Below are 13,452 nucleotides of genomic sequence, written 5' to 3'. Positions count from 1 at the left end.
CCGCGCTCAGTGCGCGGCCGCCGTCGCCTTGCGGAGTTTCGCGACGTCCGCCGCCTGCACGGCCGGCGCGCCGTTGTTCCAGCCGGCGCGCATGAACGTCAGCACGTCGGCGATCTGCTGGTCGTTCAACTGGTTCGAGAACGCCGGCATCGGATACGCGGACGGCACGCCACCGATCACGAGCGTGTCGCTGCCGTTCAACGTCACGTTGATCAGCGACGATGCATCCGCCTCCAGCACGTTCGGATTGCCGGCGAGCGGCGCGAGCAGCGGCGCATAGCCGCGCCCGTCCACCCCGTGGCAATGCAGGCAGTAAGCGTTATACACCTTCGCGCCCGGATCGGCTGCCGGCCGGCCCAGCGCGACCTGCGTCGCCTTCGGATCATAGCGGTACGGCGGCGCGCCCGTGCCGCCTGCTGCCGGCAGCGATTTGAGATAGCGCGAGATCGCGGCCAGATCGTCGTCGGTCAGTTCCTGCGTGCTGTGGTTGATCACGCTCACCATCGAGCCGAATGCGGTCGCGTGCTGATTCGCGCCGGTCTTCAGGAACTGCGCGACGTCCGCCTCGTTCCAGCGGCCAAGCCCGGTGTTGTGCTCGCCGGTCAGGTTCGACGCGAACCAGTTGTCGATCGACGCGCCCGACAGGAACGCCGCGCCGCTTTCGTCGAGCGCCTTCTCCTGGAAGCCGACGCCGCGCGGCGTGTGGCACGACCCGCAGTGCCCGAGCCCCTGCACGAGATACGCGCCGCGGTTCCACACCGCATCCTTCGCCGGCTTGTCCGCGTACGGTGTGGAATCGAGGAACACCATGTTCCACAACGCGAGCGGCCAACGCATGTTGAGCGGCCACGGGATGTCGGACGGCCGGTTCGCCTGCTTCACCGGTTCGACGCCGTGCATGAAGTACGCATACAGCGCCTTCACGTCGTCGTCCTTCAGCTTCGCGTACGACGGATACGGCATCGCCGGATACAGGTTGTGGCCGTCCTTCGCGACGCCCTTGCGCAACGCGCTGGCGAAATCGGCCTCGGTATAGCCGCCGATGCCCGTATCCGGATCGGGCGTGATGTTGGTCGTGTAGATCGCGCCCATCGGCGTGACCATCTTCAGGCCGCCCGCGAACGGCGTGCCGCGCGGCGCGGTATGGCACGCGACGCAGTCGCCGGCTTTCGCGAGATACGCGCCGCGAGCGACGAGCGCGCTGTCGGCGGGCGCCGTTTGCGCGGCATGCGCGGCCGTGCCGGCCAGCAGTGCGGACAGCGAGAGCAGCGACGCGCGCAGCGCGTTCAGGTTCAAGGTGAGATGTCGCATGGTCGTCCCTCCCCTCAGGCCGTTTTCAGCTGGTTGCCGACCGGCAGCTTGCGCAGCCGCGTGCCGGTGGCCGCGAAGATCGCGTTCGACAGCGCCGCCGCGGTCGCGGCCGTGCCCGGCTCGCCGATCCCGCCCGGCGCCTCGCCGCTCTTCACCAGATGGACTTCGATCGGCGGCACCTCGTTGATTCGCATCATCCGGTAGTCGGTGAAGTTGCTCTGCACGACGCGGCCGTCCTCGATCGTGATCTCGCCGTACAGCGCGCCCGTGATCCCGAAGATGATGCCGCCCTGCACCTGCGCCTCGATCGTGTTCGGATTCACGACCATCCCGCAATCGACCGCGCACACGGCGCGCTTGACCTGCACCTCGCCGCCGTCCACCGCGACGTCGATGACGATCGAGAAGAAGCTGCCGAACGCATGCATCACCGATACGCCGCGCCCCTGCCCCTTCGGCAGCGACGTGCCCCAGCCGGCCGCCTTCGTCGCGACGTCGAGCACGTTGCGGGCGCGCGGCGACTTGTCGAGCAGCGCGCGGCGGTACTGCACCGGGTCGGTCTTGGTCTGCGCGGCGAGTTCGTCGATGAAGCTTTCGACGACGAACGTGCTGCGCGTCGGCCCGACGCCGCGCCAGAACGCGGTCGGCACGTGGCGCGGCTCCTGGCGCACGTAGTCGACGAGCTGGTTCGGCAGGTCGTACGGCAGTTCGGCCGCAACCTCGACCGCGTCGGGATCGACGCCGTCCTTGACCGCGGGCGGCGCGAAGCGCGCGAGGATCGACGAGCCGACGATCCGGTGCTGCCACGCAACCGGCTTGCCGTTCGCGTCGAGGCCGGCGGAGATCTTGTCGTAGTAGCACGGCCGGTACATGTCGTGCTGAACGTCCTCCTCGCGCGTCCAGATCACCTTCACCGGGGCATTGACCTGTTTGCCGACCTTCACGGCCTGGCCGATCATGTCGGTTTCGAGCCGTCGGCCGAATCCGCCGCCGAGCAGATGGTTGTGCACGACGATCTTGTCGGGCGACAGCCCGGTCAACTGTTGCGCCGTGTCGCGTGCGCGGGTCGGCACTTGCGTGCCGACCCAGATGTCGCAGCCGTCGCCGCGCACGTGCACCGTGCAGTTCACCGGCTCCATCGTCGCGTGGGCGAGCAGCGGCTGTTCGTAGACGGCATCGACGCGCGTCTTCGCGTTCGCGAACGCCTTGCCGACGTCGCCTTCCTTGCGCGCGACCGCGCCCTTGCCGTTCGCCGCCGCCTGCGCGAGATCCGCGAACAGATCCTTCGTCGACACCTTCGCGCCCGCCCCTTCGTTCCACTTCACGACGAGCGCCGATGCGCCGCGCTTCGCGGCCCACGTGTGATCGCCGACCACCGCGACCGCGTTGTCGACGCGCACGACCTGGCGCACGCCGGGGATCTTCTTCGCGGCCGTGTCGTCGACGCTCGCGACCGTGCCGCCGAACACCGGGCTGTTCACGATCACCGCGTACAGCATCCCGGGCAGGCGCACGTCCAGCCCGAACTGCGCGGTGCCGTCGACCTTCTCCGGCGAATCGAGGCGCTTCGCGGGCGTGCCGATCAGCTTGAAATCCGCCGGCTGCTTCAGCACGACGTCCTTCGGCACCGGCAGCTTCGCCGCCGCGTCGGCCAACTGGCCGTACGATGCGCGCCGCCCGCTCGGCGGATGCTGCACTTCGCCGTTCGCCGCGCGGCAGCTCGCCGGATCGACGCTCCACTGCTTCGCGGCCGCCGAGACCAGCAGCGTGCGCGCGGTGGCGCCCGCGCGGCGCAGCGGCTCCCACGCGTAGCGCACCGACGTCGAGCCGCCGGTAAGCTGGCCGCCGAGCAGCGGATCGAGGAACAGTTTCTCGTTGGGCGGCGCATGATCGAGCGTCACGCTCGACAGCGGCACTTCGAGCTCTTCCGCGATCAGCATCGGCAGCGCCGTATAGACACCCTGCCCCATCTCGACCTTCGGCATCACCAGCGTGACCTTGCCGGCGCGGTCGATCTGCACGAACGCGTTCGGCGCGAACACGCCGGGCGGCGCGGGTTCGGCGGCGTCGCCGCCGATCACCGAGCGACGTGTATCGTCACCGGCCGCCGGCAGGCTGAAGCCGAGCAGCAAGCCGCCGCCGGCGGCGGCGCCGAGCGACATGCCGAGTTTCAGAAACGACCGGCGCGACACGCCCGCGCCGGCCCGACCTGCTTCGATCAGTCCGCGTGACATGTCAGGCTCCTTTTGCGGCTTGTTTGACGGCCGCGCGAATCCGGTGGTACGTGCCGCAGCGGCAGATGTTGCCGGCCATCGCCGCGTCGATATCCGCATCGCTCGGGTTCGGGTTCGATGCGATCAGCGCGGTGGCGGCCATCACCTGCCCCGACTGGCAGTAGCCGCACTGGACGACGTCGAGCTCGCGCCACGCCTGCTGGACCTTGTGGCCGGCCGGCGTCGCGCCGACGGCCTCGATCGTCGTGATCTTGCGGCCGGCGACGGCCGCGACCGGCAGCACGCACGAACGTGCGGCCACACCGTCGAGATGCACGGTGCACGCGCCGCATTGCGCGATGCCGCAGCCGAACTTGGTGCCGGTGAGGCCGACGACGTCGCGCAGCACCCAGAGCAAGGGCATGTCGTCGGGGGCGTCGACCGAGCGGGTTTCGCCGTTGATGTTGAGGGTGATCATTCAGCCTCCGGGGCCGTTGTATTTGGGGAAGCGGCGCGAACGAGGCGCGCTGCGCCGCAGGGTCGTCGTCATCGCCGTTGCGTCGTGCGCAACGGGTGCCCCCGCGGCCCGGGTGCGGGCGAGCCGCGGCGGTGTTGCTTGCTTGCGTGGTTACTCGGCCACGTCGATGGCCGACAGCACCTTGATCACCGGAGGTGCGGTGAACCACTCGGCCGACTTCGTGCGGAATTCGCCGAAATACGGGCTCGCGAGGTGCGCGTCGAATGCCGCCTGGTCGTCGTAGATCTCGTACAGATGCAGGTTCGGCGATCCGTCCTGCTCGCGGAACAGGTCGTAGCGGCGGTTGCCCGGCTCGGTGCGCGTCTTCGCGACCATGCTGCGCAGTTCGGCCTCGGCGGCCTGCGCGTGTTCGGGTTTCAGGAACAGCGAAGCGATCACGTGAAGCGCCATTTTTCACTCCTTTGAAAACGGAAACGAGCATGCCACAAGCCGGCGTCTCGCGGCGCCAGCGTGCAGCGGGTATGTCGCCGTGCGGCGGGATCAGGCCAGCTCGTCCGGGCCGACGCGCACGACGACCTTGCCGAAATTCTTGCCGGCGAGCAGGCCGATCAGTGCTTGCGGCGCGTCGGCGAGATCGGGAACGACGTCCTCGCGCGTCTTCACCTTGCCCTGCGCGACCCATTCGGTCATGTCCTTCAGGAACGGCGCATAGCCGGTCGCATAGTGATCGAGGATGATGAAGCCCTGCACGCGGATGCGCTTGCGCAGGATCGCGCCCATCAGCGCCGGCACGCGGTCACGGCCGGTCGACACGGCCTTGTCGTCGTATGCCGCGTCGTTGTAATGCGCGATGATTCCGCAGACGGGCACGCGCGCATGGTCGTTCAGCAGCGGCCACACCGCGTCGAACACGGCGCCGCCGACGTTCTCGAAATAGATGTCGATGCCGTTCGGGCACGCATCCTTCAGCTTCGCGGCAAACGCCGGATCGTGGTGGTCGACGCATGCGTCGAAGCCGAGCGTACCGGTCACGTACGCGCACTTGTCGGCGCCGCCCGCGACGCCGACCACGCGGCAGCCCTTCAGCTTCGCGATCTGGCCGACCACCGCGCCGACCGCGCCGCTCGCGGCCGCGACGACCACGGTTTCGCCGGCCTTCGGCTCGCCGATCTTCAACAGGCCCGTGTAGGCGGTGAAGCCCGGCATGCCGAGCACGCCGAGCGCGTACGACGGGTGCGCGAAGTCGCGGCCGAGCGGGATCAGGTCGCGCCCGTCGGACAGCGCATAGTCCTGCCAGCCGGCGCCGGCGACGACGAGATCGCCTTCGCGAAACGCCGGCAGATTCGACGACACCACGCGGCTGACCGTGCCGCCGACCATCGGCTGGCCGAGTTCGGCCGGCGGTGCGTAGGACGGCGCGTCGCTCATCCGGCCGCGCATGTACGGGTCCAGCGACAGCCAGACGGTGCGCAGCAGGACCTGGCCGGCGCCGGGCACCGGCACGTCGCCGGTTTCGGCGCGGAAGTTGTCCGGTGTCGGTGCGCCGACCGGGCGCGAATTCAGGACGATCTGGCGGTTTGCAGTCTTGCTTTGCGGCATGTGAGCCTCCGTCAACAGGAATGAACGTGCGTCGTGGGCACGATCGGATCAGGGATGGACCAGCAGGAAGTGCGCGCCCCCGACGGCCGCGGCGGTGTGGCCGGGGCGGTCGCAGACAGGCGGTGGGAGCGATCGGGACAGCGTAACGCGGCGTATAGCGTTCGTCATGAATGATTGAGTAGACCAGTCGTCTATAATCAGGGCAAAAACAAGGCGCGCCATGCGCGCCGGAATTACGACTGCGCGCCGTCGGACGCGGCCGGCGGCAGATTCAGCATGCGCCGCGTTTCGATCATCGCCCTCTCGAGCGGTTTGCGGTTGCGGTGAATCTTTTCCAGCAGTGTCGCGCCCAGCCACAGCTCGTACAGGATCGCGGCCGCGTGCGACGGATCGTCGACGCCGCTCAGCGAACCGTCGGCCAGCCCGGCCTCGATGCCGCCCGCGAGCCGCTCGATGATCTGACTGGTGCCGCGCCGCAGTACCGCGCGCATCGCTTCCGACAGGTCCGACACTTCGGCGCCCAGCTTGACCGCGAGGCACTTGCCTTCCGGATCGTCCGCGCACTGCGTGTGCAGCCAGTTGCCCCAGTACGTCATCAGGCGCTCGGCGCCCGTGCCGGCCTGCTGCTTGAACAGCTTGTCGAGATGCGCGAGATAGCCTTCGAAATACGATTCGAGCAACGCTTCGCCGAATGCCTCTTTCGAGCCGAAGTAATGGTAGAACGAGCCCTTCGGGATGCCCGCCGCGGCGAGAATCTCGTTCAGACCGACCGCCGAAAAGCCCTTGTGGAGCATGATCGGCTTCGCGATGTTCAGGATGTGCTGGCGGACTTCGGCGCCTGAAGATGCATTCATGATGGCGTATGGTAGCAACGATTAGACCGGTCGTCTAGTAACGTCGAGCCGGCATGTTGAGCGGCACTTTACCCGATCCCCGTCGCGCGCCCAATGCCCCGGCCGGCGTTCTCCTCGCTCGTTCGTCCGTCTGCGGGTGGCGCGTCATATCGGCGCCCCGGTTTCGCTATCAGCGCGGCGCTTCGTCGGCGCGCTTTCTGGTGCGCGCCCGCCGCTCGCTGCGCTCGGCGGCCGGGACGGTCTTGACGCCGCGCAACGGCGGCCGGCGCACGAGCGCTGCCATCTCGCGCCTCAGCGCGTCGAGTTCGTGGCTGCGCGCCGCGCCGGTCGCCAGTGCGCCGTCGAGTTGCCCCTGAAGCACGCCGCAGCGATGCAGCGCATCGCCGAGTTGGGCTTGTAGCGCCGCCATTTCCTTTCGCTGCTGCGAGTCGCGTTGTTCCGCGCGCGATGTCGCTGCGTCGAGTTCCTTTTGCAATCGCGCGGCCGCGAGCCGCTCGCGATCGATTTCCTGAAGCGCCCGCTTCTCCGACGCGCGCAGCCGCTCTTCGGCGCGGCCGGCATCGTCGCGCAACCTGTCGAGCTGGGCGGTGAAATCCGCGCGGGCCTGCGCGAGCGCGCGGTCGCCCGCCGCGTTGTCGGCTTTCAGGCGCTCGATATCCGCTTGCAGCGCTTGCCGCGATGCATCGTCCGCCGCCCTCGCCTGCTCGAGCTCCTGAATGCGAACCTGCGCGGCCAGCAAGGCTGCCGTGCGTTGCTCCAGCGCGGTTTCGGTGCGGGCCAGGTCGGCCCGCACCGTCGCGACTTCCGTTTGCGCCGCGGCCCGCTGGGTTTCGACTTCCGCGCGCAGCGCATCGAGCGCGGCGGCCGCGTCGGTACTCGATCGATTCCACAACGCCGCGACGAGTTCGCCTGCCGCCGCCTGCAAGTCGGCCGGCAGGTCGGGATGCTCGATGCGCACGCGGCTCTTTTCCCGCAACTCGGCCCAGAACTCGCCGAGGACGGCCGTCGGCGTGCTCATGCTGCCCTTGCGAACGAGTTGATACAGGCGGTTCGCCGTCGGCGTGATACCGAAGCGGAAGAACAGCAGCGCACACACTTCGCGGTACAACTCGCGCGTTTTCGGGAAGGCGGCCTTGAGCCGCTCGATTTCGGCGGTCAGGCGAGGTTCGTCGGCAGCGAGATCGGACATGGCAGGTTTGGTCGAGAATTTAGTTGATAATATAACGTAAACCGTTAAATATCCAATCAATCGAGCGATGTGATTTGACATTATTTCTATAATGTCGAGATCACATGAATCCATGCGATTCATCTGGTGCGTCAGGAAGGCCGGATTCCTCGCTCGGCGCGTTCGTTCGGCGTGTCATCGGCGTGCCACCGTAGGCCGGTAACGTTCGAAGCCGTCCCCGATCCCGACAAGCGATCCGCCATGCAGCGCCCGTCGCGCGCCACGCCCCACGTCTACGCGGCCACGTCCCGCGCCCTTGCCGTCAGCCTCGCGATCAACCTCCTGCTGCTCGCCGTCGAGACGGCGGCGGCATGGTCCGCGCATTCGTCGGGTTTGCTCGCGGACGTCGTGCATGCGGCGATCGATCTCGCGGCCGATGCGCTGATCCTCGTCGCCTGCCGGCTCGACGCGCGCCTGCCGCCGGCGCGCCGCCCGACCTACGAGCCGCTCGCGCTCGCGGGCCTTGGCGCGTTGCTGGCCGCGACCGGCGGGCGGATGATCTGGCATGCACTGACCGGGTTCGATACGCCGCCCGTCGTGCAGCCGGGCGCGACCGCATTCGCGCTGGTTGTCGTCACGCTCGCCGGCAAGGCCGTGCTGTCGTACTGGATGCTGCGCAAGGCGCGCGAGACCGGCTCCGCGCTGCTCGAGGCGAGCGGCTGGCACGTGCGAACCGATGCGCTGTCGTCGTTGCTCGCGGCGCTCGCGATGAGTGCGGCGCTGGTCGGCTTCGGTCGGCTCGACGATCTGGCCGCGCTCGCGATCGGCGCGCTCGTGATCGGGCGCCGGATTCATCCGGCGCGGCTGGACGCAGTGGCCGGCATGGGCCGGTTGGGCGAATCGCTCGACGCGCGGATCGTGAACGCCGCAGGTATCGCCTGACGGCCGATTCGTGCCGTTGCCTGCCCGATCGGGCTCCCTTTAACAGGCTATCGTTTGTTTTTTGTCAATACAGGCTATCATTTGTATTTTTGCAATACATGCCATAGACTGTATTTTCCGATTACAAACGATCGCCTGTCATCTCGCGGAGCGCCCGATGGCCTTTCCCGTCCAGACCTTGACCCAGTTGCGTCCGATACTCGTCGGCTTCCGCAAATCCGCGGGGCTCACGCAGGCGCAACTGGCCGCGCGCCTCGGCATCACCCAGCAATCCTATGCGCAGCTCGAAGCCAACCCGTCGGCGGCCAGTATCGAACGGCTTTTGAAGGTGTTGAACGCGCTCGGCGTTCGCATGATGCTCAGCCTGGACGAACGGGATGCGCGGGCGGAAGCGGCCGATCCGGCTTCCGATGCCGAGCCGCCGGCGCGCCGCAAGCCGGCCGCGAGCAAGCGCGGCACCACGGCCGCGCAATCCCCGGCCGGGGCCGCGGCCGACGCGGCGCGGAAGCGCCCGGCAGCGACGACTCGGGCCAGGCCACGCGTGTCGAAGCGGGAGGACTGGTGACGATGGCCGCACGCGCCCGCCATGATCGGCTCGACCTGTGGATGAACGGCATTCCCGTCGGCTATTGGGAAATCCGGCGCGGGGTCGAGCGTCTCGTGTACCTGCCGGACTGGCTCGACGATCCCCAGGGCCGGCCACTGTCGCTGTCGCTGCCCTTCACGCCCGGCAACCAGCCGCACCAGGGCGCGATCGTGGCCGACTACTTCGACAACCTGCTGCCCGACAGCGAGCCGATCCGCCGCCGCATCGCGCAGCGTTACCGGCTCGGATCGACGGCGCCGTTCGAATTGCTCGCGTCGGTCGGCCGCGATTGCGTGGGCGCGATCCAGATGCTGCCGCCCGGCGAGACGCCCGCCGATCTCGAGGCGATCGAAGGCGCGACGCTCGACGATGCAGCCGTTGCCGACGTGCTGCGCCACGCGACCGCCGCACCGCTGCCCGGCCACGCGGAGCCGGAAAGCGACCTGCGCCTGTCGATTGCCGGCGCGCAGGAAAAAACCGCGCTGCTGCGTCAGGGAAACCGCTGGCTGCGTCCGTCGGGCAGCACGCCGACGACCCACATCTTCAAGCTGCCGCTCGGGCGCGTCGGCAACATGCAGGCCGACATGCGCACGTCCGTCGAAAACGAATGGCTGTGTTCGAAGCTCGTCGCCGCGTACGGCCTGTCGGTCGCGCCGTGCGAGATCGGCCGGTTCGAGGACCAGAAGGCGCTGATCGTCGAGCGCTTCGACCGGCGTCCGTCGCGCGACGGCTCGTGGATCCTGCGACTGCCGCAGGAGGACATGTGCCAGGCGACCGGCACGCCGTCGGGGGCGAAATACGAATCGGACGGCGGCCCCGGCATCGAGACGATCATGGGCATCCTCGCGAATTCGGCCGATGCGTCGCGCGACCGGATGAATTTCTTCGTCGCCCAGCTCGTGTTCTGGGTGCTGGCCGCGATCGACGGCCACGCGAAGAACTTCAGTATCGCGCACCTGCCCGGCAATGCGTATCGCAGCACGCCGCTGTACGACGTGCTGTCCGCGCATCCGATCATCGGTACGCGCCGCAACCAGATTCCGCCGCGCCGCGCACGCCTCGCGATGGCCGTCTGCGGGAAGAACCGGCATTACGTGATCGGTGAAGTCCAGCCGCGCCACTGGATCGCGCAGGGCCGGCGCGTGGGCCTGACCGAAGACGACGTGCGCGCCGCGATGGCGGCCGTCGCCGCCCGCACGGAACCCGCGATTGCCGAAGCCGCCGCGCAGATCCCGGCGGATTTTCCGGCGGACGTCGCGGATGCGATTTTCGCCGGCATGCGTCGGCACAGCCGCAAGCTCGCGGCGGCCGATTCGGCGTGACACACCGACGGGCCGCGACGGGCTGTCGGCCTTCGCGGCAACACGTCAGCCCTGGATCGACGGGCAGCCCCGACGGAACGGAAGCCGTGACGCCGTCGCCGATACGGCATCGAGCGCCTCCGCGCCGGACCGCGCGCCGGCCGCCGGCGCTTGATCGTTCAGCCCGCGTCGCGCGCGCGGGCGAGTGCCGCGAGGTTGCCCTCGCCGAACCCGTGATGCCCCTTGCGCTGCACGATCTCGAAGAAGATCTCGCCGGGCCGGCGCTTGACGAAGGTCTGGAAGAACAGCCTCGGCACGCCGTCGCGGCCGATCTCGCCATCGACCAGCACCGCGCGGCGGCGCAGCGCATCGAGATCGACGCCGTGCCCGGGCAGCCGCGCATCGACGTCGTCGTAATAGCGTGCGGGCGGCTCGATGAACTCGACGCCGTTCGCACGCAGCGCATCGACGCACGACAGGATGTCGTCGGTCGCCAGTGCGACGTGCTGGACGCCCTCGCCCGGATGGTCGGGCAGGTACGCATGCATCAGCTCGGTGCGCCGCGTGCCTTCCTCGTACACGGGAATCCGCACCGCGCCGCACGGCGACACCATCACGCGCGATTCCTCCGACACATGCCAATGCGCGTCGATCTGGTGGATCTCGCGAAAATGCAGCAGGTCGTGGTAGAAATCGAGCCACTCCTGCATGCGGCCCGCGCCGACGGTTTGCGTGAAGTGGTCGACCTGCTGCAGGCCAACGCCGGCGCAATCGAGGTCGGTATGGGCGGTCGCGATGTCGATCGGCCGGAAATCGATGTCGAAGATCGAGATGTCGCCGACGCCGCCGCGCTGGCCGTCCCGCCCGCGCCAGCGGTCGACGAAATACAGGTGCGAATCGCCGATGCCCTGGATCGCCGGAATCTTGAGTTCGCCGACGCCGACCTTTTCGCCCTCGAACGCCCACGCACCGAGCTGGATCGCACGCTCGAACGCGCGCCGGGCGTTCGCCACGCGCAACCCGATCGCGCAGACGCCCATCCCGTATTCCTCCGCATAGCGCGCGGCGAACGAATCGGGCTCGGCGTTGATGAGGAAATGCATCTGCCCCTGCCGGTACAGCGTGACGTTCTTGCTGACGTGCCGCGCGATCGCCTTGAATCCGAGCTGCTCGAAGCGTTGCGCGAGTGCGTCCGGCACGGGCGCCGCGAATTCGACGAATTCGAGGCCGGCCATCCCGAGCGGATTGGCGGCCGGATCGGCGACGGGCGGCGTATCGCTGGACAGGGGGTGGGAATTGCCGGGCATTCCAGTCTCCGGGGACATGCGTCGATGGGGTAGCGTGCCTGTCGCGCGCGGCATGCGCGGCCGAGGTGGCGGCCGCACGCGCGCTCCGGACGGGCGAGTTGTCGATGCTGCAGATTTTAACCAGATCGTTCACGGCGGCACACCCCGGCCGAACGGATATCGTCGCGCCGCCTAGTGCAAACCCGGAAATCGTTCGATAATCGCACGGACTTGAACGATAATCGCGCAATTTATCCGATTGGCCGATTGCCGCCGTGCGGCGCGCGCCCTATTCTCCGTTCACTCATCGACTTCAATGCAGCATCGGACGCGGCGCCGCCACGATTCCACGATGCGCCGTGCCAGGAGACATCGCCATGACCCCCACCTTCGACACGCTCGACGCCGCTGCAGGCGCCCGTGCGCGCAACCAGGCCCGCAAGGCCGCGATCGGCAGCTTCGTCGGCGCCGTCGTCGACTGGTACGACTTCCTGCTGTACGGGATCGTCGCCGCGCTGGTGTTCAATTCGGAGTTCTTCCCGAAAGTCAGCCCGACGATGGGCACGCTCGCGGCGTTCGCCACCTTCGGCGTCGGCTTTCTGTTCCGGCCGCTCGGCGGCATCGTGTTCGGCCACTACGGCGACCGGCTCGGCCGCAAGCGGATGCTCGTGCTGACCGTGATGCTGATGGGGCTGTCGACCGTCGCGATCGGCCTGCTGCCGACGTTCTCGACGATCGGCTGGTGGGCGCCCGTGCTGCTGGTGCTGATGCGCGCGATCCAGGGTTTCGCGGTCGGCGGCGAATGGGGCGGCGCGGCGCTGATGGCCGTCGAAAGCGCGCCGAAGCAGAAGAAGGCGTTCTACAGCAGCGGCGTGCAGGTCGGCTACGGCGTCGGGCTCGTGCTGGCCACCGGCATCGTATCGATCCTGAGCCATACGCTCGGCGAGGCCGCGTTCAAGTCGTGGAGCTGGCGCCTGCCGTTCGTGTTCAGCATCGTGCTGGTGCTGATCGGGCTGTGGGTGCGCAAGAACATGGACGAATCGCAGGAGTTCGTCGAGAAGGTCGAGCACGGCAACCGCAAGCTGCGCCTGCCGGTGCTGGAAGCGCTGACGCGCCACCCGAAGGCGTTCCTGCTGATCGTCGCGCTGCGGCTCGCCGAACTGTTCACGATGTATATCGTCACCGCGTTCGCGCTCAGTTATTCGACGACGAACCTCGGCATGTCGCGCGACCTGTTCCTGAACATCGGCCTGCTGGTGGGCGCGGTGAGCTGCGTGACGATCCCCTGCTTCGCGTGGCTGGCCGACCGCTACGGCCTGCGCCGCATCTATCTGATTGGCGCACTGATCGGCGTTGCGTCCGCGGTGCCGTTCTTCCTCGCACTGGAAGCGCGGTCGATCGCGTGGATCGTGATCTTCTCGATCCTGCTGGCGAACGCCGCGCACGACATGGTCGTGAGCGTCCAGCAACCGCTGTTCACCGAGCTGTTCGGCGCCGAGTACCGCTACAGCGGCGCGGGCGTCGGCTACCAGTTCGCGAGCGTCGTCGGCGGCGGGTTCACGCCGTTCATCGCGGTCGGCCTCGTCAGCGTGGCCGGCGGTTCGTGGCACCTCGTCGCCGGCTATCTGGCGGCCGGCTGCCTGATCTCGCTGGTGGTCGCCGCACGGATGCGGGCGGCGCAATGACGCGATGAGCGCGTGGCCGGTCGCCGTCC

General features: G+C 68.3%; 11 protein-coding genes and 1 pseudogene. 4 read left to right on the top strand and 8 right to left on the bottom strand.

Translation table 11 applies throughout. From position 1 onward, the window contains the following. Nucleotides 1–6: 6 nt before the first annotated feature. The 7 genes from CFB35_RS22510 to CFB35_RS22480 all read right to left on the bottom strand — a co-directional run bounded on the left by CFB35_RS22510 (nucleotide 7) and on the right by CFB35_RS22480 (nucleotide 7,644). Nucleotides 7–1,311 carry a cytochrome c gene (locus CFB35_RS22510; RefSeq protein WP_059574385.1) on the bottom strand — a complete coding sequence of 435 codons (1,305 nt, stop codon included), beginning with the start codon at nucleotides 1,309–1,311 and terminating at the stop codon, nucleotides 7–9. A gap of 14 nt (nucleotides 1,312–1,325) precedes the next feature. Continuing rightward, nucleotides 1,326–3,545, bottom strand: a complete 2,220-nt coding sequence (locus tag CFB35_RS22505; protein ID WP_059574386.1) for a xanthine dehydrogenase family protein molybdopterin-binding subunit — start codon at nucleotides 3,543–3,545, stop codon at nucleotides 1,326–1,328. Between the two features lies 1 nt (nucleotide 3,546). After that, nucleotides 3,547–4,002 carry a (2Fe-2S)-binding protein gene (locus CFB35_RS22500; RefSeq protein WP_059574387.1) on the bottom strand — a complete coding sequence of 152 codons (456 nt, stop codon included), beginning with the start codon at nucleotides 4,000–4,002 and terminating at the stop codon, nucleotides 3,547–3,549. A gap of 150 nt (nucleotides 4,003–4,152) precedes the next feature. Continuing rightward, nucleotides 4,153–4,452 (bottom strand): putative quinol monooxygenase, encoded by a 300-nt coding sequence (locus CFB35_RS22495; RefSeq protein ID WP_059574388.1) that lies wholly within the window; start codon nucleotides 4,450–4,452, stop codon nucleotides 4,153–4,155. 90 nt (nucleotides 4,453–4,542) lie between these two features. Next, nucleotides 4,543–5,601 (bottom strand): NADP-dependent oxidoreductase, encoded by a 1,059-nt coding sequence (locus tag CFB35_RS22490; RefSeq protein ID WP_059574389.1) that lies wholly within the window; start codon nucleotides 5,599–5,601, stop codon nucleotides 4,543–4,545. Between the two features lie 233 nt (nucleotides 5,602–5,834). Then, nucleotides 5,835–6,455, bottom strand: coding sequence for a TetR/AcrR family transcriptional regulator (locus CFB35_RS22485; protein ID WP_059574390.1), 621 nt, complete (start codon nucleotides 6,453–6,455; stop codon nucleotides 5,835–5,837). Between the two features lie 169 nt (nucleotides 6,456–6,624). Continuing rightward, nucleotides 6,625–7,644, bottom strand: a complete 1,020-nt coding sequence (locus CFB35_RS22480) for a DNA-binding protein (protein WP_089465581.1) — start codon at nucleotides 7,642–7,644, stop codon at nucleotides 6,625–6,627. A 240-nt stretch (nucleotides 7,645–7,884) separates the two neighbouring features. On the opposite strand from CFB35_RS22480, the pseudogene CFB35_RS22475 reads away from it, so the two are divergent. From CFB35_RS22475 to CFB35_RS22465, 3 genes and pseudogenes are all read left to right on the top strand, one after another. Beyond that, nucleotides 7,885–8,545 (top strand): annotated as a pseudogene (locus CFB35_RS22475) (cation diffusion facilitator family transporter). 177 nt (nucleotides 8,546–8,722) lie between these two features. Further along, complete coding sequence (locus tag CFB35_RS22470) at nucleotides 8,723–9,130, top strand: helix-turn-helix domain-containing protein (RefSeq protein ID WP_059574393.1); 408 nt, start codon at nucleotides 8,723–8,725, stop codon at nucleotides 9,128–9,130. 2 nt (nucleotides 9,131–9,132) lie between these two features. Further along, a complete protein-coding gene (locus CFB35_RS22465) occupies nucleotides 9,133–10,473 on the top strand; it encodes a type II toxin-antitoxin system HipA family toxin (protein WP_060011372.1) in 1,341 nt (446 codons plus the stop codon). A gap of 158 nt (nucleotides 10,474–10,631) precedes the next feature. Here CFB35_RS22465 and CFB35_RS22460 read toward each other — a convergent pair whose 3' ends face one another. Then, a complete protein-coding gene (locus tag CFB35_RS22460; protein ID WP_059574395.1) occupies nucleotides 10,632–11,759 on the bottom strand; it encodes a 4-hydroxyphenylpyruvate dioxygenase family protein in 1,128 nt (375 codons plus the stop codon). Between the two features lie 356 nt (nucleotides 11,760–12,115). On the opposite strand from CFB35_RS22460, the gene shiA reads away from it, so the two are divergent. After that, nucleotides 12,116–13,423, top strand: coding sequence for a shikimate transporter (shiA, locus tag CFB35_RS22455; RefSeq protein ID WP_059574396.1), 1,308 nt, complete (start codon nucleotides 12,116–12,118; stop codon nucleotides 13,421–13,423). Nucleotides 13,424–13,452: the final 29 nt, after the last annotated feature.

Origin of the sequence: Burkholderia sp. AU16482 (genome assembly GCF_002223285.1) — a bacterium.
Taxonomy (GTDB): domain Bacteria; phylum Pseudomonadota; class Gammaproteobacteria; order Burkholderiales; family Burkholderiaceae; genus Burkholderia; species Burkholderia semiarida.
This window is presented reverse-complemented; position numbering and strand designations above follow the sequence as displayed.